Genomic DNA, 24,925 nt, shown 5'->3' with positions numbered 1-24,925 from the left:
ACGTCGCGTCTTCTTCATCGATCACTCATGCGGCAACCGGCGGCATCCACGCGGACTCCCAATGCCGGAAACTAGGTCCGTCATCGCCCAACATGACCGCACCGGACAATTGCCGTCAGGTAATCCCTTTGGATGAATCGGCGGCACATGATTCAGTCTGATAATTCAATGGTCTGGCCGTGGCTGTCGGACGCGCCGACGTGGCAGAACGGGAAACATATGCGGATCGCGTACCTAACGAACCAGTATCCGGCGACGAGCCACACTTTCATAAGGCGTGAGATCGCTGCGCTGGAGGCGAATGGCCATTCGGTTCTGCGCTATGCGGTCCGGCGCGCACCCCAAATCCTCAATGACCCAGCAGACGTAGAGGAGTTGGCGAAGACCCTCCATGTCCTTTCCCTGGACTCAATCTCTTTGATTGCGCTCGCAACAAAGAGTGCATTCGCCAGCCCGCGCCGCGCGATCGACGCCGCGTTCTCGGCTCTGCGCTTTTCTTCCGCCTCGAAGCGCGGTGTTCTACGTCACTTGGCGTACTATATCGAAGCGCTCGTGATCGCGGCGTGGTGCCGACAGGCAGGGGCCGAACATCTGCATGTGCATTTCGGCACCAATCCGGCGACGGTGGGGGCGCTCGTCAGTGAGCTGACCCGCATTCCATTCAGCTTCACGGTTCACGGTCCCGAGGAGTTCGACCGCGCGCAGGAGCACAGTCTTGGGGCGAAGATAGCGAAGGCCTGCTTCGTGGCCGCCGTCAGCAGTTTCGGGCGCAGCCAACTTATGCGGTGGGCCGCGTTCGACGACTGGGCCAAGATCCATGTCGTCCATTGCGGGCTGGACCGGGCCTATCTCGATGAACCGGGCGTCCCGATCTTGAGTGCGCCTGCCTTTCTCTGCGTGGCTCGCCTCTCGGAGCAGAAAGGCCATTTCGTGCTGCTGAAGGCTGCCGCCATGCTGCGCGATCGCGGCGTGCCATTTCGCTTGACCCTCGCCGGTGACGGCCCTCTGCGTGGCGCGATCGAGGCGGCAATCCGCGACCTCGATCTTGGTGATATCGTCAGGCTCACGGGCTGGATGGGTCAGGCGGAAATACGCCAACAGATCCACATGTCGCGGGCGATGGTGCTGCCGAGCTTTGCCGAGGGCCTGCCCGTCGTCCTGATGGAGAGCATGGCGCTGCGTCGGCCCGTCATCTCGACCTATGTCGCGGGCATTCCAGAACTTGTGCGCAGCGACGCCGGCTGGCTGATCCCGGCCGGCGACCCGGCGGCGCTGTGCGACGCGATGCATGCTGCGGCCACCGCCGATGAGGCGACGTTGCGATGTATGGGTGAGCAGGCCCGGCAGAGGGTTATCGCCCGCCATGATGTGGCGCTGTCCGCCAGCCTCATTGAGCGGCACATCATCCGCGGCAGAGTAGGAAGCATCGCTCGGGAGCCTTCATCCCCGCACGCCGGGCAACCTGTGCGCGCTGATGCTGTGTCGGATGAAGTCTCCGAAGACGTGCGGCGGCGCGCCGCTCACGCGACCCCGCACTAGGTGCTTGGTGCGGGATATGATGTGGCCGACTAACCACGCGATGTCTGTCAGCACCCGATAGTTCTTTCCGTAGTGCTTCAGGAAATAGCGACTGCGCGACTGGAACCAGTAGGCCGGGCGGCGTGGTAGGGCGACATTGCGTGATGTGACCCCCGTCGATCTCCCGACCAGATGGACGACGCGGCTTTGGGGGAAATGGTGGCTGGACCAACCGGCCTTCGCCGCCCGCATGCAGAGATCGACTTCGTAGTAGAGGAAATAGTCTTCATCGAAGACGCCGACGTCACGCAGCACTTGTGATCTTACGATCATGCACGCCCCGGAGACCCAGTCCACTCGAACGGGTGGCGAGTTTGAAGACTTCTGTCACAAATGTGATGCTCCTGTACAACGGACCGACGCAGCGCTACGTGAGGGCAAGCTGCGGCTCGCTCCGAAACACGCCGTGGCGGCTGCGATCCTTGACCACTTCTCGCACGAGACTCAAGTTCACCGCGGCCCCTCCGCGTCCATAGGCATATGCCAGGCAACGATCGGCGAGGATGTTGATCTGCCGCGGGATGCCCTCGGTCGACTGCGCGATCAGTCGACGCGCTCCCTCATTGATGATCGCCGGATCGCCACCGACGAAGCAAAGCCGATGGTCGATATAGTCGTTGACCTCCGACAGCATGAGCTTGGGGAGATGAAAGTCAGACGAGACGCGCTGCGCGAACTGTCGGAGTTGGGCCGAGCTGAGCGTCTCGCTCAATTCAGGCTGCCCAACGAGGATCAGTTGCATCATCATTGATGCAGAATTGATGTTGGACAGCATCCGAAGCTCTTCGAGCCGGGCCGGCTGCAGGTTCTGCGCCTCGTCGATGATCAGGACGACGCGACCGCCGCTTTCGGCCACGTCCCGTACGAAGTCGCAGAAGCTCTTGTACATGGCTGCGTAGGACGACCCTGTGATCGGCTGGTTGAAGGCCAGCAGTAGCCACTCGAACAGATTGTCGTCGCTGCGCGGCGTGTGGCTTATGACGGCCACATGCAGGTGTTGGGCGACATTGCCCAGAAGGTGCTGGATCAGCGTGGTCTTGCCTGAGCCGATCGCACCGGTGACTACTGTGAAGCCGGCCTGGTTGACGATCCCATATTCGAGCATCGACAGCGCCATCGAATGGGCACGGCTAAAATAGAGAAATCTCGGATCGGGAACGATCGAGAATGGCATCTCACGAAAGTTGAAGTAAGAGGCGTACATCCCAGTCTCCGAAATTCAGTTCAAGCGAGTGCCGAGAAGGGCAGACGGAAGCTGGAGCCAAGGCACCTCAAAGTCCGTGCCTCCCGCCTTTGTTCAAGACGAACTGCACACCATCGCGGCTACCAATGAAACGTTTGCAGAACTCTACGTCGGCAAGGGTCGTCAGTCCTTCGGCAAGCACCACGACGAACGAATCCGCAAGGCGCAGGTAGGACATCCCGTTGTCCGATGTCAGCAGCGGCGACAGGTCGACGACCAGGACAGTTGCCTCGTCTTCGAAGCCCCCGCGCAGAAGGTTTAGCAACGCTTCGCGGCCCTCTTGCTCGGCATTTGCAAGCGTCATCACCTGGAGGGGGACATCGCGCACCTGAACCGACGTCAGGAAGGAGGACTCGAGCAATCCCTGTTCCGGAAGACCCAGGTAGCGTCGCACGGCCGGGTTCTGAGTGTTGGCGTCGAGCAGGATCACCCGCTGTGCACGGATGCGGCTGAAGCTGAAGGCAAGGTTGACCGCCATTGCAGTGGCACCGCATCCGCGTGTCGGACCACAGACCGCCACGATGTGCCGGCCGGACTTGTGCTGATGCTGCGTGAGCTGGTTGCGAAGGATGTCGTAGTAGCGCGTCGGAGTGGCATTTGGTTCGAACGCGACGACACGATTCCGGCTGAGCAGATCTTCGTCCAGCTTTGTGACGTCTGGGTTGCCCAGGTTCGTCTGCGAGTCGTTCGCAGGCCTCGGCTTTTTCTCGCGCCGAAGGGCAAAGTCGTGGGCCAGCGATCCGCGGAAGCCCGGGACCGGAGTGCTTTCCTTGGCCCGCTGCAGGGCTCTCGTGATCGTATCCATGGACTTCCTGCTACATCCTTATGCAAGCGACCCGAACTTCATGTAGTGGCCCTGCGGTCGATCCCAATCGCGCGGGCGATATAGCTGAGCACCGTTTCCAGGCGCGACATCGGCGTCTTCGCCGGAACCCAGTTGGGAATGACCACGAGGGTGGATCCGGCTAGCGCCGCCTTCAGGTCGAACGTCCCCCGGATCGTCCGCTGCAGGTTGTCGCCGAGATAGAGACCACCTGCACCCATGGCGAGGGCGCCACCCATCACGAGAAGCAGCAGGCGCGTGCGGCTTGGAGACGACGGATATCGCGGCGTTTCAGGTTCTTCGAGAACCTGGACATGGCCTGTGGAATTGTCGCGCTCCAGCCGTTCACCGGTGCGCGCGGTCGAAAGTCTGCCTCGCATCTCGTCGAGATTGCGCTGCAGCGTTTCGCGTTCCCGTTCGATCGCTTCGAGCCGCGCGCCAACGGCGGGTGCGCGGGCGATGATCGCCTGCAGCAACGCGATCCGCTCGTTCACTTCGGCTCGCTTGGCGACGAGGGATCCGTGACGAGCCTTCGCGATCTTGACCCGTTCCGCGACGAGAGCCATTTCCGGTGTGAGATTCTGATCGACGACTTCCGGGCTGGGTACCGACGCGCTTGCGATTTTTTGGCGCATGCCTTCGATCTTTTTCGAAAGTGCGCGGATCTCCGGGTGTGCGTCCGAATAGGTCAATGACTTCGTGGCCAGTTCCGACTCCAGCTCCGCCAGCTGGGTCCGATCGCGCACGGCCGCTTCCGGGCGCTGTAGGCGGAGCTCTGCCTCCAGAAGACGCAGCTCCTGATCGAGCGTGGCGATAGACTGGTCGAGGCTTGTCAGTTCGCGATCCTTTTCCTGGATTTCGTTTTCCACGCCTTCTACCCGCGCCGGCAGGGCGTCGGAGTTCTGCTCAAAGAAGGCGTTCCAGTCGGCCGCGCGCGCTTTCATCATGCCGGCCATGTTGTCGACCTCACGGGACAGGAACTCCGACATCTCGGATGCGCGCTGGATGCGCAGCCCACGGCTTTCCTGGATGATCATGCTGACCAGTTCGGCGACGGTCGCCGAAGCCTGTTCGGCTGTCGCGCCAGTAAAACCGATCCGCATTGCGGCCGTTCCCGAGTAACGGTCCGATGGCTCGGTCACCATGGTGTTGATAGAGATATTCTGGCGTATCAACTGAGCCAGCTTGGTCTCCGACATGGTGTTTCGCAGTCCGGGAAACAGGTGGATCTTCTCCGCAAGCGCAAGGAGCTTGTCGCGCGCAAGCACGCGCTGTTCGACAAACTGCAGGTGCTCGGTTGCGACGGTCGAGGGAACAAGGGACGTCGGCGACTGGGGCGCCTCGATGAGAATCTGCGCCTCGGACTGGTAGCTGCGGGGCAGAGCGAGGAACGCGCCAGCCCCGATCGCCACGGTGGCTACAGCAGGACCGATGACCCAAAGCGGTCGTTTCAGGAAAGCCTCGATATAATAGATCGCGTTTCGAAGGATCTGGTCGATCATAGGCTGTTGCGTCGTCGCATGCAGATCGGGGTTCGATGGCGCGCCGCTCACTGGACTATCTCGTTTTGCAACCCTGCATCGTCGATACTCGATGTGGACACCCCGCTGGCCATCGGGGCAGTCGCGCCCCCGTAGCCCACGCGAATGATATCGCCGGGTTCGACGGCTGTCCGTTCCGTCGCCTCGAACTCGACTGGCCTGTTGTCGACGGACCGGACGATGCTGAAGGTTGGCGGGCGTGTTGTTGCCTCGGCAGCGGTCGACGGACCCGAGGCGACGAGCCGCAGGATCCGGTTGTTGTCAGCGAGCCGCGATGAGACTGCCTCCCAGTCGCGCTCGACATCTCGCCCTTCGACCTCGAGGCTGGTCTTCCGCTCCTGAAGACTGGTGTCGAAACGGGACAGTTCGGCGGACAGTTCGAGTTGCGTTGTCAGGATATCGACATTGAGCTCGAGCTGATCGCCGCGCAGCTCCGTGATCCCGCCTTCCAGTTCAAGCGCCTGGGCCTCGTTGGCGTAGCCCCGTGAGACGAGTTTTGTCACGGCGTTGAAGCGGTGCTCGGCGATCTCGACGCGCCGGCTCAATGTCTCCGCCTGTTGGCGCTGGGCCGTGATAGCCTGTCGGCGAATTTGAATGTCTTGCTCATGCGCCGTGCGCAGGATCGCGGCTTCGGACCGCCTTGCCGCGAGAATCTGGCGCTCACGCAACAGAGAGGGGGACTCTTTACCCACCTCCCCCACGAGATCCTTGCCGTCAATTTCCGCCTTGATCCGCGCGGCCTGCGCCGCAAGCGCCTCCAGGCGCGCGGTGTCGCGCGCGATCTCGCCCCGGATCGACACAATCCGCTCCTCGTTGGAAGCCGTATCCGCATCGCGCTGGAGTCCACCCGCTACGCTGACACCGTGAAGAACGATCATACCCGGTCGGAATGGATAGGCGCCCGGGGTGGCCACTTCGCCGGTAACATAGACCGTTTGGGTACGCTCCTCACTGGGCTGCAGCATGACAGTGAGGTCTATGCCTTCCTTGAAGTATTTCTTCAGGTGCTCCTGCAGCGTCTGTTCCAGTTCAGGGGCCGTCATGCCCGCCGCCTTCAGATGACCGACGAGCGGAAGCGACAGCCAGCCGTCCGGGCCGATCGTCGCGGTACGGCGCAGGCTCGGCTCAACCGAAGTCCAGACCTCGATCCGGTCGTTGGCTTCGATCCGATAAAGCTCCTGTGCGGAAGCACAAAAGCTGATCAAGGCAGGGATCAATCCCAGAAGACTGGGTAGCAGGCGCATGACGAACTCCGGTCCGATGGCAAATCTCGACGGCATCTCCGGACAGAGAATAGGAGGCGTCTTACCCCACAGGAACGAAGCACAATGACGTAGCCCGATGAAGCTTCGGCTACTCAGATAGGACAATAGATGGGAATTAATTGCTACCGCGCTGCCGAGTACGCCGACAACGTCGGCTCTATACTTTGAATTTGGGGCCGTTCTGTCCTCAGATACGCACCTCACCGGTCTTGAGGCGCCAACGCCCTACACCTTTCGGCTAACGCCGCTTGTCCGAACGGGGCAGGATCGTGTCTTCTCATTTGATCAGGTGGTCGACGGCACCAGAATGGTCGGCTCCGTTGGCGTCTTCTCCGTGGGCAGCTTTCGAGAACATCGGACGCGCCGCGGCAGTGCCCAGCGGCGCGACCGCTACCCAGGCAGAGCCAGCAGGGCCATCCCCGCCAGCGCCGATCCCGCCAGCGTCGGCAGCATGCCGATCTTCAACCTCAGCATGGCAACCATCGCGGCGGCCGCCAGCAGCGCGGCGCGCCAATCGATAGAGGAGAACACCGGGATCTCGGTTCCAAGACCGATGCTCCGTACCTCGCCGAAGATGACATGCAGCGCAAACCACAAAGCAAGGTTCAACACGACGCCGACGACAGCCGCCGTGATCGCGCTCAAGGCTGCCGAGATCGCCTTGTTCTCGCGCAGCGCTTCGATGTAGGGGGCGCCGAGAAATATCCAGAAGAAGCACGGCACAAACGTCACCCAGATCGTCAGCATCGCGCCGAGCGATCCGGCGAGCAGCGGGCTCATTGCACCGGCGTGCCGGTAGGCGGCGACAAAACCGACGAATTGCAGCACCAGGATGAGCGGGCCCGGCGTCGTCTCGGCAAGGCCGAGGCCGTCGACCATTTCGCCAGGGGCGAGCCAGCCGAACGACGACACGGCGGCTTGCGCGACATAGGAGAGAGCCGCATAGGCGCCGCCGAAGGTGACGACCGCCATGAGACTGAAGAACCCGCCTATCTGCGTCCACACACTGGCAGAGCCGGTCAGCGCTGAGATCAGCACGACGGGTCCGAGCCAGATCGGCAGCCAGATCGCGATTGTGCGCGGCGCATGCCATTTCGTGGGCCTGGTGTGGGCGAGTTCGCCACGCTCGAACATCAGGTCGACCGCCCCGCGGACATCGGGCAAATTGCCTTTGCCGTGCGCCGCTCCGGAAAATGGCACCGGCGCGAAGCGGTTGCCGATCCAGCCAGTCAGGCCTGCAGCCAGAATGATGAGCGGAAACGGCAGCTTGACGACATAGATGGCGAGGAAGGCGGCCACCGCGATCGCTACCATGACCCGGTTCTTGAGCGCCCGCTTGCCGATGCGGATGACCGCCTCGACGACGACGGCAAGCACGGCCGCCTTGACGCCGAAGAACAGCGCTTCGATGACAGGCGCATCGTTATAGAGCACGTAGAAGATGCTCAGCCCCAGCATGACGAAAGCGCCCGGCAACACGAACAGGATGCCGGCAACGAGGCCGCCAACGGTCCTGTGCAGCAGCCAGCCGATATAGATGGCGAGCTGCTGCGCCTCCGGACCGGGCAGCAGCATGCAATAGTTGAGCGCATGCAGGAATCGCTGCTCGCCGATCCAGCGGCGCTCCTCGACCAGCTCCTTGTGCATCAGCGCGATCTGCCCGGCCGGCCCGCCGAAGGAGAGCAGGCCGATCTTCGCCCACAGTCTCGCCGCCTGCCTGAGGGTCGGTGTGGCTGGAGCCTCAGTGGCCTGCGCGTTGTTGTCTGCGACAATGGCGTTCATGGTGCTTTGCCCAGGCTTGGCCAATTGTGCGTTTCATCGGTGGCATCGCGACACCATCTGAAAAACGCGTCGTAAAGCAGCATGCCGGCCTCAAGCTGTTCGAGGTCGTCGCGAAACATCCGCGACAGACCGAGCGAAGCGGCGAGAAATCCCGCCGCTTGCGGTATGAGGTCGAGGCGTGCGGTGTCGGCCGCACGCACGATCAAGGCGAAGTGGTCGAGCGCCTCGGACCGCAGCCCGAACTCCTCGATCATCGTGTCGAACGTGCAGCGCTCGCCGCGATGGCTCCAGAACACATTGTCGATGTCGAAGGCAACCGCCCCGAACCGATCGGCGACCACCACCACCTCGGCGGGTTCGACGAACAGAAACACCGCCGAAGGATCAACGAAACGACGGATCAGCCAGGGGCAGGCAACGCGGTCGATCTTGGGCCGAGCGCGCGTCACCCAGACCGTGCTACCCTTGTCGTCGCGGCGCGGTATCTTGTCGGTCTTGACCAGAAGCCCTTTGGCCGCGAGCCAGGCCTCGAAGCCGCCTTCGAGCGATTCAGCGGCGATGCCCTCGTGGCGCAGCCAAGCGGCGACGCCTTGCGAAAGCTTTTGCCCTTTCTGACAGATGACAACGACCCGGGCCCCGGTGAACTCGGCCGCCCAGGTCGAAACGGTCTTGAAATCGCGCCGGCACGACGCCGGCAGCAGGCGCGGATCGGCATCATAATCCTCGTCGATGCGGACATCGACGAGGACTGGCGCGTCCGGCAGGCCGACGAGTCGTGAAAGCTGCGGTACGGTGATTGCGGTTGTTGATGGCATGGCGTCCACCTCCTGAAATGAGAGTTTGGACGCGATCGTTGGGCTGACGCCTCACGGGGTCGTCGCGAAGGAACCCCTTGCCATAATGCTGGATCGATCGCCTGCGATTGTCAAGGAAGGAGCTACGCTCCAGGTAGTGTTACGCCGTGATCACGATCGCGGTGTGGGAAGGTCGCGATACGCCTTGCAGCCACACATTCGGCTGGCTGGCGCGGCAATTCATCCCGCAATCTCCAGCAGGGACGATACGACCAGCCGGCGTTCGTCGGCCGAGAGAACATCCGCATCGAACAGGTTCATGCTGCGCAGCCCCTCGATGGCGAGGAAGCAGATCAGCAGTGCCTTGAGGTCCGGCGTCTCTCCCTTCAGCCGCTCGAACAGCTGCCGCTTGAAGGTTTTTATCGGCGTCATGAAATCGGGATCCTCGGCGATCGCCGAAAAGATCCAGGACGCCGACGGCTGCGTATCTTCGCAATCCTTGGCCGACAGCCTGATATAGGCGGCAAGCAGGCTTTCGCCGCTGGTGCCACCCTCGGCAGTGGTTTCCAGCGCCGCTTCGAACTCGTGCAGATAGTCCTGCACCAACGCCTGCAGCAACTTCGCCTTGGTCGGGAAATTGTACAACAGGCCGCCTTTCGACACGCCAGCGCGGCTGGCGACTGCGTCCAGCGACAGGCTGCCGGGACCGGTCACGCGCGCCACGTCGGCGGCGGCGGCGAGTATCCTGTCACGCGAATTGGTTCTGCGAGCTTTCATCGATCCGTCCCCCTTACATTAGCCTAGGCGGAATTGACAAGACCGTCCAGACGGTACAGTAAGATCGCCGTCAATTTGAAATCGGGACCTTCTAGCGATATGTGTCCCGATATCCGACCGTTATGTCGGGTGCCGGCCGAGGGGACTGCTCGTGATCAAGCGCTTTATTATCGCCTTCATTCTACTCGTGCTGGTGTGCGGCGGCATCGTCGGCTTCAACATACTGCGTGACAACGGCATCAAGCAGTACTTTGCTACCATGAAGCCGCCGGCGGCGACGGTGTCGACAGTCGTCGTCAAGCCGACAGAGTGGACGCCGGGCATCGAGGCGATCGGCACGGTCAGTGCCGTACGCGGCGTGGATCTGACCGTCGAAACCACCGGCATCGTCAGGCAGATCCTCTTCCACGCCAATCAGAAGGTTGCCGACGGCGCGGTCCTCCTGCAACTCGACGACGCCGTCGAGCGGGCAGATCTAGAAGCGACGAAGGCGCAAGTGGCGGTCGTCCAGACGGCGCTGACGCGCGCCATCGAACTGCAGCGGCGCGGCGTTAATCCGGAAGCTACGCTCGACACGGCGCGTGCAACCGCAGCCGCCACCGAAGCCCAAGTGGCCAAACTGCAGGCTGTGCTCGACCAGAAGCGGTTGACGGCGCCTTTCAGCGGCACGGTAGGTATCCCGAAAATTGACCTCGGCCAGTATCTCGCGCCAGGTACCGCGGTGGTAACCTTGCAGGACCTGGACACGATGCGGGTCGATTTCTCGGTTCCAGAACAGCAGCTTCCGTTGCTCAAGATCGATCAGATAGTGCGGCTGGGCATTGGTGGCGGCGACATGCCCTTCGCCGGCAAGATCCGCGGCATCGACCCCAAGATCGATCCCGCGAGCCGGCTTGTCACCATCCGGGCAGAGGTCGCCAACACCGAAGGCAAGCTGACGCCTGGCCAGTTCGTGCAGGTGCGCGTCGAATTGCCCGAGGAAAACAACGTGGTGGCGGTGCCGCAGACGGCGCTGACGTCCAGCCTCTATGGCGACTTCGTCTTTGTCGTGCGTCCGGCCAAGGCCGCCGAGGTCGGCGGCGCAGCACCCGCGGCCAAGCCGGAAGAAAAACCTGCGGCGGAGGCTGCCAAGCCGGCAGCGGATGCTGCAAAACCCGCTACAGATGCTCCCGCGGCAAAGCCCGAGGAAAAGCCGGCGGCCGACCCTGCCAAACCGGGAGCGGAAGAACAGAAGCCGGAACTGGTGCTGGCGCAGGTGTTCGTCAAGCCGGGTCGCCGCAACGCTGGCCTGGTCGAGATTCTGGAAGGCATTGCCCCCGGTGACGAAGTCGTCACCGCCGGCCAGAACCGGCTCTACAACGGCATGTCCGTCGCCGTCGACAACACGATCGACCCGACCAAGCCGGTCAATCTACAGGCAGCCCAGCAATGAGCTTCTCCGACATCTTCATCCGCCGTCCGGTCCTCTCGACCGTGCTCGCCTGCATGATCCTGCTCCTGGGCTTCCAGGGCATCTTCAACCTTTCGATCCGGCAGTATCCGAAGGTCGAGGAAACGGCCATCACGATCACGACTGCCTATCCGGGAGCCAGTGCCGATCTGATCCAGGGCTTCATTTCAGCGCCGATCGCCCGCGCCGTCGCCTCGACCGAGAACATCGATTACGTCACCTCGGCCAGCCGTCCATCCTCGAGCACCGTGACGGTGCAGATGAAACTCGGCTCCAATCCCGATGTCGCGCTGACCGAAGTGCTGTCGAAGGTGCAGGGCGTGCGCGGCACCTTGCCGGACGCAGCCAAGGACCCGGTGATCGTCAAGGGTACCGGCGATCAGTTCGCGATGATGTACATCTCGATGCAGAATCCGAACATGACGAAGGAGCAGTTGACCGAATATATCGAGCGCGTCATCCGACCCCGCATGTCCACGGTCGAAGGCGTTGCCGACGTACAGATATTCGGCGCCCAGGAATATTCGATGCGCGTCTGGATCGACCCGGTGAAGCTTGCCGCGCGCGGCGTAACCGCGGCGGACGTGCTGACCGCCATCAATGATTCGAATTTCCTCTCTGCCCCCGGCAATACCCAGAACGAATACGTCGTCTCCTCGATCACCGTGCGCTCGACGCTGCAGACGCCGGAGGCTTTCGCCGAGCTCCCGCTGCGTTCGAAGGACGGCAATGTGGTAAGGTTGCGCGACGTCGCGATTGTCAAGCTTGCCGCGGCGAACACCGATACCAGGGTCAGCTTCAACGGCAAACCGGGCACGTTTCTCGCTATCTTCCCGACGCCGGCCGCCAACCCGCTGACCACAGCGGCAGCGATCCACAAGATCGTGCCGACGATACAAGAGACGCTGCCGAAAGGCATGACGATCGAGATCGTCTACGATTCGACCGAACAGATCAGCGCTTCGATCGAAGAGGTGTTCAAGACCATCGCCGAGGCGGTCGCCATCGTCATCGTCGTCATCCTGCTCTTCCTTGGCTCGTTCCGCTCGGTGCTGATGCCGATCGTCACCATTCCGCTGTCGCTGATCGGCGTCTGCTTCCTCCTGTATTCGCTCGGTTACTCGATCAACCTCTTGTCATTGCTCGCCATGGTGTTGGCGATCGGCCTGGTTGTCGACGACGCCATTGTGGTGGTGGAAAACATTCATCGCCACATGGAAGAAGATCACATGTCGCCGATGCAGGCAGCCTTCAACGGCATGCGCGAGATTGCGTCTGCCATCGTCGCCATGACGGTGACGCTGGCCGCCGTGTTCGCGCCGCTGGCCTTCACCGGTGGCCTGACAGGCGCGTTGTTCCGCGAATTCGCGGTGACGCTTGCCGGCTCGGTGGTGTTATCGGGTATCGTTGCCATCACCATCACGCCGATGATGTCGGCACGCCTGCTCAAGGCCGGCGCGCCCGGCCGCTTCCAGCGCATAGTCGACAACACCTTCGGGCGCGTCGAGCGCGTCTACGAGCGGCTGGTCAGCGGTTCGCTGAAATATCGCCCGGTGACGCTGATGATCGTCATCGCTCTGGTCGCCGTGACCGGCTTTGCCTTCACCAAGACTTCTAGCGAACTGGCGCCGGAGGAAGATCAGGGCTTCCTGCTGTCGATTGTCACCGCGCCGCGCTATGCGACGTCGGACTATACCGAGACCTACGTCAATCAGATCCTCGGCCTGGTCAAGGACATACCCGAAACGCGGGCGCAATTCTCGGCTGTCGCGTTCGGCGGCCAGACCAACGGCGCATTCGTCGGCTTTGCCTTCAAGGACTGGGCCGAGCGCGCGCGCAGTTCGAAGGAGATCCAGGAGGACATTCAGGGCCGGCTCGGCAAGGTCGCCGGCGTAGAGGCTTTCGTCTTCGCGCCACCAACGCTGCCCGGCTCCGGCGGCGGCCTGCCGATCACCATGGTGGTGCGTTCGACCGGAAGTGCTTCCGAGGTGTACGAGGCGGCCGAGCAGATCAAGAACAAGGCGCAGGCCTCCGGCCGCTTCATCGTCGTGCAGAATTCAATGTCCTTTGATGCGCCGCAGGTGACGGTGACCATTGACCGCGACCGTGCCGCGGCACTCAACCTGCCGATCGCGGAAATAGGCCGCACGCTGACACTTCTGGTCGGTGGCGCCGAAGTGGCGCAGTTCGACCGCGATTCCAACAGTTACGACATCATCCCGCAGGTGCCGCAGGAGTTCCGTGACAATCCCGAGAAGCTGGCCCAGTATTTCGTGCGCAGCGCCTCTGACGAGATGGTGCCGCTTTCTTCCGTGGTGAAGATCTCGACCAACGCATCACCGGCCGCCATCGAGCAGTTCAACCAGCTGAACTCAGCGACGATTTCAGCACTTCCGTTGCCCGGCGTCACCACCGGCGACGGGTTGAAAGCTATCGAGGACATCGCCAAGGAGAGCCTGCCCGACACCTTCTTCATCGACTATTCGGGCCAGTCGCGGCAGGAGAAGGAACAGGGCAGCACGATCATGATCGCCTTCGCGGCCGCCATCCTCGTCATCTACCTGGTGCTTGCGGCGCAGTTCGAAAGCTTCCGTGACCCGCTGATCATCATGATGGCGGTGCCGCTGTCGATCTTCGGTGCGATCGTGCCGCTCAATCTGGGGCTGGGGACGCTGAACATCTACACGCAGGTCGGCCTGATCACGCTGATCGGCCTGATCACCAAGCACGGCATCCTGCTGGTCGAGTTTGCCAACCAGCAGCGCGAGAAGCACAAGATGTCGCGCAGCGAGGCGATTATCGCCTCGGCCAAGGTCCGGCTGCGGCCGATCCTGATGACGACGGCGGCGATGGCGCTCGGCGTGGTGCCGCTGATCACCTCCAGCGGCGCAGGTGCTGCGGCGCGCTATTCGATGGGTCTGGTGATCTTCACCGGCATCCTGGTGGGAACCATGTTCACGCTGTTCGTGGTGCCGATGTTCTACACCATCATCGCCAGCAAGGACCTGCCGCATCACGCTGAAAAGCCGGACCCGAAGCTCATGCCGGTGCCGGTGGACTAAAAAAAGAGGCCGGGATTTCCCGGCCTCTTTTTTTGGCTGAGTTGACTTACCGCAAAAGCCGATTGGTGCTTCTGACGGGAGCCGAAACCGAAGTGCGCAACAGCTTGTTGACGCTTCCCGGCCGGCTCCAACCACAGCCTACTTGACGATGACGATGCTCGTGTTGGCCGGGCCGAAGACCTCGACCAGCTGATAGAAGTCGGCGGCGTGGACCGGATGCAGCCGCACGCAGCCATGCGACGCCGGCTGTCCGAGACGCTTGATGGCATTGGTCGCATGCACGGCGTAACCGCCGCTGAAGAAGACCGAGTGCGGCATCGGCGCGTTGTCGTATTTCTTCGAGAACCACATTTCATGCATGCGGGTCGGCTTGAACGAGCCGGTTGGCGTGACATGCGCCTTGTCGCCGGTCGAGACCTTCCAGGCGAAGGTCGGCCGGCCGTCGACCATCACTTCCATGGTCTGCTGCGAAAGCGAGACACGCGCCACGATCTGATTGGCGGCGTGGGCAGCGCCATTGCCGGCACCGACAAGAAGCGTTGCGCCCATCAGGGCGGCGGCGACGTTGATGAGCTTGGCGGAAATGGCAGTGTACATGATGTCCCCCTGTTTTGCCGGCCCGGCCGGCTCCAATTCGATGACCGGCTTATCCCAAGGTCGTGTTTCGAGCTGACTTCGCTTGATGCTCGTTTGTGTTTCGAATCTGTTTCCTAAGGTTAACGAGAAAGGTCCGTAAAGGAGGGGCAAGCCAGCACAATTACCGTCGACCTCCCATGATCAAAAGCCCGATTGCCATGAAACGAGGGTGCGAATCTCTCTTGTATGAAAGACATTTGAGTTGGCTCGAAACCAAGCTGCAACACAGCGGGGCCTGGGCGGCATGATCTGGATACGGGCCGACGGCACAGTTGACCCAACGAAAACAGCCACACCAAACGAAGATGAACATGAAATCGAACGCCCCTTTCTGGCTCCTCAGGATAGGCATCGTCGCAGTCATCGCGGGCAGCGTCGGCACGGTCGCTGGCAATCCGATGACGACGCTTGCGACCCTGAGCACGGGTGAGGTTTCAACGCTGCATGCGGCGCTGTTCATCGCCATGGTCTGGATTGTTTCCAGTCTGCGCATCAACCGGCTCAAGGCCCTCTGGCGGGTCGGCTTTGGACTGAAGAGGATGCGCGACCCCTCCGGCTACTTGCTGCCGAGAGGACCGAAGGCCCGCGCCGCGACGGGGGGCTCCGTTGAGCGGCGCGGGCGCTTCGAGGATATCCTGAAGCACCGACAAATCTGATTTTGGGGAACGGACAGATGAACACGAAATTTGCTGTTTCAGTACTTTCAGCACTGCTCTACGCGCAAGGCCTGCTCGGCTTTGCTGGTCTCGCCACCGTGCTGCTGAGAGACCGCGCCCATGCCAGCGAGATCGTCGTAGCCAGCGAATTGCCATCGGGACCATCGCTGCTCGTGGTGCGCTGAGTTGCCGTCAGTCGGCGCGCTGCGTCGGCGGATCGAACCGGTAGCCGGCGCCGCGTATGGTGGTGATGGTTTCGGTGTCGAGCTTGCGGCGCAACCGCACGATGCGCGAATCGATCGAGCGGTCGAAGGCATCGGCATTTTCGGCGGGCGCGGCGGCGATGATGTCGTCGCGCGTCAGCACCTTGCGCGGACTGGCCAGGAACAATCTCAGCAACGCCACCTGGCCCGGCGACAGCTGCTCTTCCGTGCCCGAGCGGTGCATGACAATGGCCGACCGGAGGTCGACGGTCGCATTTTCCAGCACGATCAACTCCTGGCTGCTCCTGCCGCGCCGCGCCAGCAGGCCGCCGATGCGGGCAGCGAGTTCCCTGACATTGAGCGGGCTCTCAATGACGTCGGCGGCGCCGAGTTCAAGCGCCAGCACCTTGTCGACCAGGTCGGCCGGCCGGCAGATCAGGATGAAATCGGGCCCGCCTTCGCCGCCATGCCGTCTGAGCAGGTCTCGTCCCTCCGCCTGGCTGAGGCTGTCGCCGACAATGACGATGTCGATGCCCTTTGCCGAAAGCAGCGATTCGGCCTCCCACGGCTGACGCGCCTCGCGCACGTCATGGCCGCGCCGCTCGAGATGATCGGCGAGATCGGTGGCCACCGTTTCGGCGACGGAAACAAGCGCGATGACGGATCGTGCAGCCATATTTTCCTACTGTTCCCCTCGCAACCCGAGATGAGTACTGGACATGATGTTTATACCCAATCTACTTTCCGCTGAAAGTGGGAGCGAGAGCATAGTGCGGGCACGAATTGTCATCGTCGAGGACGAGCCCGATCTGAGGGACGCGGTTGCCGAATATCTCGGCGCCAGCGGCTACGATGTGGCCACGGCGGAAAGCGCCGCAGAAGCCCGGACCTTGCTGGAAACACAGTCGTTTCACCTGGCCATACTCGACATCGCCATGCCTGGCGAGGACGGACTTTCGTTCGGCCGCTGGCTGCGCTCGAAAATGCCGATCGGCATCATCTATGCCACCGCCGCCGGCACCGCGCTCGACCGCATCGTCGGGCTGGAACTTGGTGCCGACGATTATATCGTCAAGCCCTACGAATTGCGTGAAGTGCTGGCGCGGGTGCGCAGCGTGCTGCGCCGCGTTCCGCAACCGACCGAGCCACCACAGGGCGCCAAGGCCGATACAGGCGCCGGCCGCCGTTTCATGACCTTCGGCTCGTTCCAGGCCGATCTCGACGGCAGGCTTGTCACCGGCGTGAACGGCGCGGTCATCGACATGGCCAAGAGCGAGTTCGACGTGCTGGAGGTTTTCCTGACCCGCGCCAACCGGCTGTTGACGCGGGCGGCCATCTCCGAGGCGATCGGCTTCGTCGAAGACCCGGAATCGTCACGCGCGGTCGACATCCGCATCATGCGGCTGAGAAAGAAGATCGAGGCGGATCCGGCCAATCCGAAATTCCTGCGCACGGTGCGCGGCGAAGGCTATATCTTCTCGCTGCCGACCGGTGACGGGCACTGAGCGGCGCGACGCGCCTGGACCATGATCCCGAAAAGTGGAACCCGGTTTTCGGAAAAGATCATGGGCCAAACAAGAAGCAAGATAGAGCCCCATCCCGGTTCCATCGGGATGGATCAGGCTCTATGTGGGGGTTGACCACACCAGCGCGACCCTGGATGACTGCTGACCATGACTGCTGAACCAGCACGCACGGATACGCAAGGCGCCCGGCAGGGCGCGGCGATGGCGGCCGTCCGTGTCGTGCGCCGGCTCCGTGAGGCCGGCGATTGGCAGCGCGACATGGAAGGCATCCTCGAGACGCTCTGCAGCGCCATGGACTGCCAGCGCGGCATCCTGTTCCGGCTGCGCGAATTGCCCGGCCAGGGATTCGCCCAGTCGGTCTCAGCCTATTGGATCGATCCCCGTTTTGGCGGCGAGCTGGCAGCACCGACGGTCATCATGCAGTCGATCGTCAATACGGACCCGCTGCTGGAGCGACTGGCGGAAGATGAGCGGCAAGGCAAGGTCTTCGCCGGACATACACGCGATCTCGAAGGTTTCTTGAGAACGGATTTTGAAAAGCAGCACATCAAGTCGTTCCTGTCGGTGTCGGTCTTCGCGCACGGCCATCTGTGGGGCACGCTCGCCGTCAACGACTGTGTGGACGAGCGCCAATGGAGCGAAGAGGAAGAGGCGACCCTGCACATCATTGCGCTGGCCATCGGGGATGCCATCGAACGGTCGCCGTCCGATGCCCATGCCAGCGAAGTCATCCGCCGCACCATGTTGCAGGCCTCGCTCGACGCCATCATCGTCATCGACGAGACCGGCTCGATCATCGAATTCAATCCGGCTGCCGAAAAGATGTTCGGTTTCCAGCGCAACGACATCCTCGGCAAGGATCTCCTCGATACGGTCGTGCCGGAATACTATCGCAAGGGCTATGCGTCGGGCGCCGAGTACATGACGGGCCGTGGCGCGCCGATGGTCGGCCAGCGGCTCGAAACCGTTACCCAGAATGCCGCCGGCGAAGTGTTTCCGATCGAGTTGACGGCAACCGAGATGCGGGTCGCCGATCGCCGCCTGATCTTCGGCTCGATCCGCGACCTGCGCGACAAGCTGCGCGCCGAGGAAGAGATCGGCCGCCAGCGCGAAAAGCTGCACCAGAACGAGAAGATGGCGGCAATGGGCTCGCTGCTTGCCGGCGTGTCGCACGAGCTCAACAACCCACTGGCCGTGGTCGTCGCCCAATCGACGCTGTTGCACGAATTCGCTTCCGACCCCCAGACCAAGGTGCGCGCCGAGAAAGTGCGCGCCGCCGCCGAGCGCTGCGGCCGCATCGTCAAGAGCTTCCTGTCGATGGTCCGCCTGCATCCCGCGACCCAGGCCGAGACCGATCTCAACCAGGTAATCCGCGCCGCACTCGAAGTGACCGCCTATGGCGCCAGATCAAGCGGCATCATCATCGACACCGATTTCGCCAGCGGCCCGCTGCTGGCCATGGCCGATGCCGACCACGTGACACAGGTGGCCGCCAACTTCCTCATCAACAGCCAGCACGCCCTGGCCGGCATTGCCGGCGACCGGCTGATCAAGGTGCGGACATTCCGCAGCGACCGCGGCAATCCCGGATTTTCGGTCGAAGACAACGGACCGGGCGTGCCGGAAGCGATCCGCTCGCGCATATTCGAATCCTATTTCACCACCAAGCCGGTCGGCGTCGGCACAGGCATAGGCTTGTCGATCTCGAAATCGATCATCGAGCGCCACAATGGCAATGTCTGGTTCGAGGAGGTGTCGCCGAAGGGCGCGCGTTTCGTCGTCCAGTTGCCGGCGATCACAGCGGGCGTCGCCGCTGCCGGCGACAATCCGGCCCGGTCGAGCGGATTGCGCCACGCTTTGATCATCGACGACGAGCCGGATGTCGCTGCCTCGCTTTCCGACATACTGGAATTGATGGGCATCAAGTCGCGGATCGTGGCGGCCTGGACATCGGCTACTGCGATCTTGACCGGCCACATGCCGCCCGACATCGTCTTTTCCGACCTGCGCATGCCCGGTACCAGCGGCATCGCCGTCTATCGTGAACTGCTCGCCGAACGGCCGGCCCTGGCGCGGCGCTTCGTGCTGGTCACCGGCGATCTGATCGGCGCGAAAGCCGAGATCGAGGCATTGCCGGCGCCGCAGCGACCGCAAATCCTGGAAAAGCCTTTCAGCACGCTGGACGTCCGCGGCGTGCTCTCGGCCATTGCCGAGCAGGCCGCGGCAGACAGACCATGATCCCGAACCTTGGGTTCGGAAAAGATCATGGTCAGATGGAAATAGGGTCCATTCCGACACAGTAGGATGGATCAGGCTCCAGTATCCCAAAAAAGAGGCTCCCGACCGACGATGCGGCGGGAGCCTGACTGAGCGCTGGAGGCGCGCCCCGGGGAGGTCAAAGCATGATCGCGAAGCAGGGAAATGTTTCGCAGATCATGCTTCAACAAGATCAGAAGACGTTCGGCGTGTTGCTCATCGGTGTGGCATTCGCGATCATGCGGATCGCGCGGTCCTTGTGCTTGCCGGACTGCGCGGCGATGACGCGCAGGCAATCCGCGCTCTCGGCGCCCCAAGCCTGACCCTTGCAGGCAAAATCGATCTCCGGCATCGGCAGACGCGCGGTCTTGACGGTGGTCGTCGCGCCATCGACGACGTTCGCGGGCGGGTTGAGCGAAGCGAAGGCCGGACCGACCGTCGGCGTGAAGGCCATGCCGACGAAAGCGCAAGCGCCCAGCATCATGAACATCGCCATCGGATGGTCGCTGGCGCGCTGGCGCAGCGCCAGCTTCGGGCGTCGGTCGTTGCGCTCCGGAGCCTGGAAGCGGCGGTCGCTGTTGGCGGTCTGAACTTTCGCGTGCATCGTGGTTTCCCTTCGTTTTTTCTTTTCTTCTATGAAGCGAACTTAATCGCGCTTGGTAACGAACGAATGATGCGCATCGCCGGCCCCTGTAACAGTCAAGAAACAAGACAACGGGCATGTTCGGCCATGCGCCGATGGTCGGGGTTCGTTCTCAAAACTGTTTCGCGTGCGCGATCAGCATGTTGTCGCGGTCACAGGCAGCAAAGCCCGCATCCGCTCGCTCGAATATGACCCATCTCACACTCCTGAAAAAATCGCGGGATGGCATCCATTTTTCTGTGCAAAGCGGGGGTCATTTTGCCGTCACGGCGAATGCCGTTCCTCACGCAATACGCCCGTTTCACAACCCGAGTTAACGCTCGGAAATCCCCGGATTTTCTGCTGCCGCACCGGTGCCGAACGCACGCAAAGCTGACGGGCTGAAGATCGCCAATTTCCACAAGCCATTGCATTTCAATGCAAAATATGATTATATTGAATGAGTATTCAACAAAAAGAAGAGCTATCCATGAACCCGCATCTCCGTGACGTGGCGATCCCCAACGATTGGGACCGGCGGGGCTTGCCGGGCTGGAGTTATCACTCCGACGCCCTTCTCGAACTCGAGAAGGAATACGTCTTCCGCAACCATTGGCAGATCGCCGGTCATGTCTCCGACGTGCCGAACGCCGGCGATTATCTGACCATGGACGTGGTTGGCGAACGGGCCTTGATCGTGCGCGGCAAGGACGGCGTCGTGCGCGCCTTCAACAACATGTGCCGTCATCGCGGCAGCCGCGTGGTCGCCGACAGCCACGGCAACTGCAAGAACGCATTGGTCTGCCCGTTCCATGGCTGGGTCTACAATCTCGACGGCACGCTGCGCGGAGCGGCGCGTCCGCGCTCCTTCCCCGATCTCGACAAGACCGAATTCGGCCTGATGCCGCTCGACCTCGAAATCTGGATGGGCTTCATCTTCATTCGTTTCCGCAAGGGCGGCCCGCAGCCGTCCGTGGCAGAGCTGCTGAAGCCGATCGAAGCCGAGATGGCCCACTACGGCGTCGCCGACATGGTGCCGTCCTGGGGCATCTGGACCCAGAAGACCCCGGTCAACTGGAAGTCGGTGCGCGACGTCGACAATGAAGGCTACCACGTCGCCATGGCGCATCCGGCACTGCAGGATCTCTATGGCGCGACCTATTTCGACGAGCCGTTCATCAACGGCGTGTCGCGTTCCTTTGCAACCTACAACCCACATGCCGGACGGCGCTGGAGCGTCGGCCAGTACATCAAGCACGCGCCGGCGGCGGAGCACCTGCCGGAGCACCTGCGCAAGGCCTGGATCTACTACGGCATGTTCCCGAACAACGCGCTGTCGATCATGCCGGAATCGGTGCAGTTCTACCAGGAGTTCCCGCTGTCGACCGGCGAGACGCTGCTGCGCGGCGCCATCTACCGCTATCCCGACGAGACCAGGGAACAGGCGGCGGCACGCTACCTCGCCTACCGCATCGATCGCGACACCATGAACGAGGACGTTCAGCTTTCGGTGTGGTCGAACGAATCCATGCTGTCCGAAGCGTTCGAGGGGTTCTACCTCTCCGATCTCGAATATGGCGTGCGCACCCACCACGACCATCTGCGCAAGCAGATCCCGGTTCTGGGACTTGAGACGGCGCCGGATGAGAAGGAGATGTGGAACCTCAATGAGGCCATGCGGTCGCAGGTGTAGGCAACTTTAGCTTCTCTAGTGGCGGGGTGCGGATTGATGCGAGCTTGATGGACGCCAGATGCGGTGGATCAGGCAGGCTCGCTCTCCAAGATGTCCGATAGGGTCGACAACAGCCGGTCAATTTGCCCGTCTGTGCCCACGGTTATCCGCAGATAGTCGGAGATGCGCGGGAAAATGGCGGACGATCACTGCCCGTTGGCGAAGCGCGGCGGCCAGCGCCGCGCCCTCATACGCCGGATGACGCGCGAAGACAAAGTTGGCGGAAGACGGCAGCACTTCGAAGCCAAGCCGGACCAGTCCGCGGTTAAGCCGCTCTCGGGCTTCGATCACGCGAACTCGGCTCTGTTGAAAATAGACTTCGTCCTCAAGGGAGGCGATGGCGCCGGCTTGGGCGGGTCGGCCAAGAGGATAGGAATTGAAGCTGTCCTTCACCCGGGTGAGCGCCTCGATCAGGTCGGCGTCGCCGATCGCATAGCCAACCCGCAGCCCGGCCAAAGCCCGCGACTTGGACATTGTCTGAACGACCAAAAGGTTCGGGTGGGAGGCGACTAGCGGAATCGCGGTCTCGGCGCCGAAATCGACATAGGCCTCGTCGATCACCACGGGAGCGTCGGGATGTTCCTCCAGCAGGGTAGTGATCTCAGCCCGTGACAGCGCAACCCCTGTTGGCGCATTCGGATTGGGTACGATGAGCGCGCCGGCCGGCCGGCGATAGTCGGCAACGCGGATTTGCATCGCTTGATCGAGCGGCACGGCCTCGTAGGTGATGCCAAACAGGCAGCAATAGACCGGGTAGAAACTGTAGGTAATGTCCGGGAAGAGCAACGGCGCATCATGCTTCAGCAGAGCGGTGAAGACATGGGCTAGCACCTCGTCCGAGCCGTTGCCGACGAACACTTGTTCGGGTCGCACTTGGTGGTAGGTGGCCAAAGCAGCTCGCAGCGCAGTGGCCTGTGGGTCCGGATATAGACGCAGCGTATCAGTCGCCTCGTCGCGAATCGCTTCCAACACGCGTGGGGAAGGGCCAAATGGACTTTCATTGGTGTTGAGCTTGACCAGCTCCACCATGCGGGGCTGTTCGCCTGGCACGTAGGGCCTCAGATCGTGCGTCAAGCGGCTCCAGAAACGGCTCATTTCTCTGTCCAGATCTCATCGAAGCAGCAGCGCGGCGGGTGCCTTGACGGACGCCCAATCGGAATTTGGTCGGGATAGCGGACTCTGGCAAGCCGTCCACCCATCAGATTTATGGCCTGGCACTAAGCAGCATCGCTGCCATGCCCTCCGCTGGCTCCGGGTGTTCGCAACTCAAAAAGGCCGAATCGTTGGCTCTTTGCCGACCGAAGCCGGACGTTGCTCACCCCCGCCACACGCCTTCCCGGCGCAGATCGTCCATTGTCCGCGAAATGCCTTCGCGCAGGATCGCGACGATATCGTCGATCTGCTCTCGCGAGATGATCAACGGCGGCGACATCACGCACATGTTGATCAGCGGCCGGACCAGCAGGCCGAGTTCATGGCAATGCGCATCGATGCGTTTGCCTACATCCTTGTCCAACTGCAGCGGATCCCTGCTTTCACGGTCGGCGACACATTCGACGCAACCCATCAACCCCATGCCGCGCACCTCGCCGACCAGTGGCAATTCCTCCAGCGTCTTCAGTTGCGCCTGGAAATAGGGCGCGACCGCGCGTGTATGGGCGAGCACGCCTTCTTCGAGGATGTCGAGGTTCTTCAGCGCCACCGCGCAGCCGACCGGGTGGCTGGTGTAGGTCAGGCCGTGACCGAACATGGCGTCCGGATGGTTGGAGCGGCGTATTTCCGTCAGCAGCCGTTCAGAGATGATGACGCCGCCGAGCGGAAAATAGCCTGACGTCACGCCCTTGGCGAACGTGATCATGTCCGGATCGATGCCGAACACCTCGCCGGAAGCAAAGACATGGCCAAGCCGGCCGAAGGCGGTCACCACCTCGTCGGAGACATAGAGGATGTCGTTGTCGCGGCAGATCTCGCGGATGCGCTTGAGATAGCCGTCCGGTGGCACGATGACGCCACCCGATGCCTGCACCGGTTCGCCGACGAAAGCGCCTATCTTGTCGGCGCCGACGCGGGCAACCGTATCGCGGAATTGATCGACCAGGAAATCGGTGAAGGCGGCAATGCTCATGTCTTTCGGCCGGCGGAACGGATCGGGCGAGGACAGTTTGACGACCAGATCGTCGGCGCCGTCCATCCAGTCGCGGTCGCGTGGACGTCCGTTGAGCGAGGCCGACAGATAGGTCGAGCCATGATAGGCGCCGCCCCGGCTCAGGATCAGCTTCTTTTCCGGCCGTCCCCGCACATTGTTGTAGAACTGCATGAACCGCAGCGCTGTCTCTACGGCGGAAGAGCCGCCGGTGGTGAAGAAGACATGGCTGAGATCGCCCGGCGCATGGCCGGCGATGCGCATGGCAAGTTCCGCCGACGGCGCGTTCATCGTGTACCAAGGGGTATTGTAGGACAGCGTCATCGCCTGGTCGTACATCACCTTGGCCAGTTCCTCGCGGCGGTGGCCGACATTGATGCACCACATGCCGGCCGGCCCGTCGATCAGCCTTTTGCCTGAAGCGTCAGTGATGTAGATGCCGTCGCCCTCGCCGATCAGCGCACGCGCCTCGGCGCCGACCGAGCCGGCGAACGGCCAGGGCTGGACGAGATGGCGCTTGGCCAGTTCGACGGCATCCTCGGTGCCAGCCCCAGCCGTTTCAGTCGCCCTCAAATCTCTTGCAGCCGCCATCTTCGCCTCGCATCATTTCGGAGTAATTTTCGTCGGACACGAATCGAAGCGCCAAGCGGCAGAAAAGCAGCCTTTCTTCACTTCATTTTGAATGTCCGTTCAATCAATATTGCAGAATTAGCGCTTGATTTCAATCCACGGATGCGCGCATGATAAAAGAAAGCCGGCAAGCATGGGGAATGGCCGGCGCCAGAGCCTGTTCTAGACAATGGGAACCGCATGGCGGGACAGTTCGAGCCAGCAAC

19 protein-coding genes and 1 pseudogene are annotated in these 24,925 nt (G+C 62.1%); 8 read left to right on the top strand and 12 right to left on the bottom strand.

The features are described 5' to 3' along the window. The first annotated feature begins 168 nt into the window (after positions 1-168). Positions 169-1,539, top strand: a complete 1,371-nt coding sequence (locus tag LHFGNBLO_RS11855) for a glycosyltransferase (protein WP_258607221.1) — start codon at positions 169-171, stop codon at positions 1,537-1,539. A gap of 406 nt (positions 1,540-1,945) precedes the next feature. On the opposite strand, the gene LHFGNBLO_RS11850 is transcribed toward LHFGNBLO_RS11855, so the two are convergent. From LHFGNBLO_RS11850 to LHFGNBLO_RS11820, 7 genes are all read right to left on the bottom strand, one after another. Next, complete coding sequence (locus LHFGNBLO_RS11850; RefSeq protein WP_258607211.1) at positions 1,946-2,782, bottom strand: ExeA family protein; 837 nt, start codon at positions 2,780-2,782, stop codon at positions 1,946-1,948. 67 nt (positions 2,783-2,849) lie between these two features. After that, on the bottom strand, positions 2,850-3,626 hold the full coding sequence (locus LHFGNBLO_RS11845) for a hypothetical protein (protein ID WP_258607210.1): 777 nt from the start codon (positions 3,624-3,626) through the stop codon (positions 2,850-2,852). 38 nt (positions 3,627-3,664) lie between these two features. Then, the gene (locus tag LHFGNBLO_RS11840; RefSeq protein ID WP_258607208.1) at positions 3,665-5,197 is read right to left on the bottom strand and encodes a GumC family protein; all 1,533 of its coding nucleotides are present in this window, start codon (positions 5,195-5,197) and stop codon (positions 3,665-3,667) included. Beyond that, complete coding sequence (locus LHFGNBLO_RS11835; protein ID WP_258607206.1) at positions 5,194-6,429, bottom strand: polysaccharide biosynthesis/export family protein; 1,236 nt, start codon at positions 6,427-6,429, stop codon at positions 5,194-5,196. Before LHFGNBLO_RS11835 ends, LHFGNBLO_RS11840 begins: the two co-directional genes overlap by 4 nt. Positions 6,430-6,840: 411 nt before the next feature. Further along, on the bottom strand, positions 6,841-8,232 hold the full coding sequence (gene chrA, locus LHFGNBLO_RS11830) for a chromate efflux transporter (RefSeq protein ID WP_258607197.1): 1,392 nt from the start codon (positions 8,230-8,232) through the stop codon (positions 6,841-6,843). Then, the gene (locus LHFGNBLO_RS11825; protein ID WP_258607189.1) at positions 8,229-9,047 is read right to left on the bottom strand and encodes a chromate resistance protein ChrB domain-containing protein; all 819 of its coding nucleotides are present in this window, start codon (positions 9,045-9,047) and stop codon (positions 8,229-8,231) included. The genes chrA and LHFGNBLO_RS11825 overlap by 4 nt, the downstream gene beginning before the upstream one ends. Positions 9,048-9,266: 219 nt before the next feature. Continuing rightward, entirely contained in the window at positions 9,267-9,803 is a 537-nt protein-coding gene (locus LHFGNBLO_RS11820) for a TetR/AcrR family transcriptional regulator (protein WP_258607186.1), read from the bottom strand. A gap of 151 nt (positions 9,804-9,954) precedes the next feature. On the opposite strand from LHFGNBLO_RS11820, the gene LHFGNBLO_RS11815 reads away from it, so the two are divergent. Together LHFGNBLO_RS11815 and LHFGNBLO_RS11810 are read left to right on the top strand one after the other, a co-directional pair. After that, a complete protein-coding gene (locus LHFGNBLO_RS11815; RefSeq protein ID WP_258607184.1) occupies positions 9,955-11,235 on the top strand; it encodes an efflux RND transporter periplasmic adaptor subunit in 1,281 nt (426 codons plus the stop codon). After that, positions 11,232-14,315: an efflux RND transporter permease subunit gene (locus LHFGNBLO_RS11810; RefSeq protein WP_258607181.1), complete on the top strand. Its 3,084-nt coding sequence runs from the start codon at positions 11,232-11,234 to the stop codon at positions 14,313-14,315. The genes LHFGNBLO_RS11815 and LHFGNBLO_RS11810 overlap by 4 nt, the downstream gene beginning before the upstream one ends. Positions 14,316-14,453: 138 nt before the next feature. Here LHFGNBLO_RS11810 and LHFGNBLO_RS11805 read toward each other — a convergent pair whose 3' ends face one another. Further along, entirely contained in the window at positions 14,454-14,912 is a 459-nt protein-coding gene (locus LHFGNBLO_RS11805) for a L,D-transpeptidase (protein WP_258607175.1), read from the bottom strand. A 350-nt stretch (positions 14,913-15,262) separates the two neighbouring features. Here LHFGNBLO_RS11805 and LHFGNBLO_RS11800 point away from each other — a divergent pair, with 350 nt between their 5' ends. Further along, the gene (locus LHFGNBLO_RS11800; RefSeq protein WP_258607173.1) at positions 15,263-15,607 is read left to right on the top strand and encodes a hypothetical protein; all 345 of its coding nucleotides are present in this window, start codon (positions 15,263-15,265) and stop codon (positions 15,605-15,607) included. A 17-nt stretch (positions 15,608-15,624) separates the two neighbouring features. Then, positions 15,625-15,792 carry a hypothetical protein gene (locus LHFGNBLO_RS11795; protein WP_258607171.1) on the top strand — a complete coding sequence of 56 codons (168 nt, stop codon included), beginning with the start codon at positions 15,625-15,627 and terminating at the stop codon, positions 15,790-15,792. 7 nt (positions 15,793-15,799) lie between these two features. On the opposite strand, the gene LHFGNBLO_RS11790 is transcribed toward LHFGNBLO_RS11795, so the two are convergent. Continuing rightward, on the bottom strand, positions 15,800-16,486 hold the full coding sequence (locus tag LHFGNBLO_RS11790; RefSeq protein WP_258607169.1) for a response regulator transcription factor: 687 nt from the start codon (positions 16,484-16,486) through the stop codon (positions 15,800-15,802). A 46-nt stretch (positions 16,487-16,532) separates the two neighbouring features. On the opposite strand from LHFGNBLO_RS11790, the gene LHFGNBLO_RS11785 reads away from it, so the two are divergent. Beyond that, positions 16,533-17,315 carry a response regulator gene (locus tag LHFGNBLO_RS11785; RefSeq protein ID WP_258609690.1) on the top strand — a complete coding sequence of 261 codons (783 nt, stop codon included), beginning with the start codon at positions 16,533-16,535 and terminating at the stop codon, positions 17,313-17,315. Between the two features lie 168 nt (positions 17,316-17,483). Further along, positions 17,484-19,574, top strand: a complete 2,091-nt coding sequence (locus LHFGNBLO_RS11780; RefSeq protein ID WP_258607167.1) for a hybrid sensor histidine kinase/response regulator — start codon at positions 17,484-17,486, stop codon at positions 19,572-19,574. Between the two features lie 211 nt (positions 19,575-19,785). On the opposite strand, the gene LHFGNBLO_RS11775 is transcribed toward LHFGNBLO_RS11780, so the two are convergent. After that, positions 19,786-20,196, bottom strand: coding sequence for a hypothetical protein (locus tag LHFGNBLO_RS11775; RefSeq protein WP_258607160.1), 411 nt, complete (start codon positions 20,194-20,196; stop codon positions 19,786-19,788). A 508-nt stretch (positions 20,197-20,704) separates the two neighbouring features. Between LHFGNBLO_RS11775 and LHFGNBLO_RS11770 the strand changes: the two genes are divergently transcribed. Beyond that, positions 20,705-21,907 (top strand): aromatic ring-hydroxylating oxygenase subunit alpha, encoded by a 1,203-nt coding sequence (locus LHFGNBLO_RS11770; protein ID WP_258607158.1) that lies wholly within the window; start codon positions 20,705-20,707, stop codon positions 21,905-21,907. Positions 21,908-21,975: 68 nt separating this feature from the next. On the opposite strand, the pseudogene hisC reads toward LHFGNBLO_RS11770, so the two are convergent. Then, positions 21,976-23,041, bottom strand: a pseudogene (gene hisC, locus LHFGNBLO_RS11765) (histidinol-phosphate transaminase). Between the two features lie 220 nt (positions 23,042-23,261). Next, positions 23,262-24,680: an aminotransferase gene (locus LHFGNBLO_RS11760; protein WP_258607157.1), complete on the bottom strand. Its 1,419-nt coding sequence runs from the start codon at positions 24,678-24,680 to the stop codon at positions 23,262-23,264. Positions 24,681-24,925: the final 245 nt, after the last annotated feature.

The organism is Mesorhizobium sp. AR10 (assembly GCF_024746795.1).
Classification (GTDB): Bacteria; Pseudomonadota; Alphaproteobacteria; order Rhizobiales; family Rhizobiaceae; genus Mesorhizobium.
This window is presented reverse-complemented; position numbering and strand designations above follow the sequence as displayed.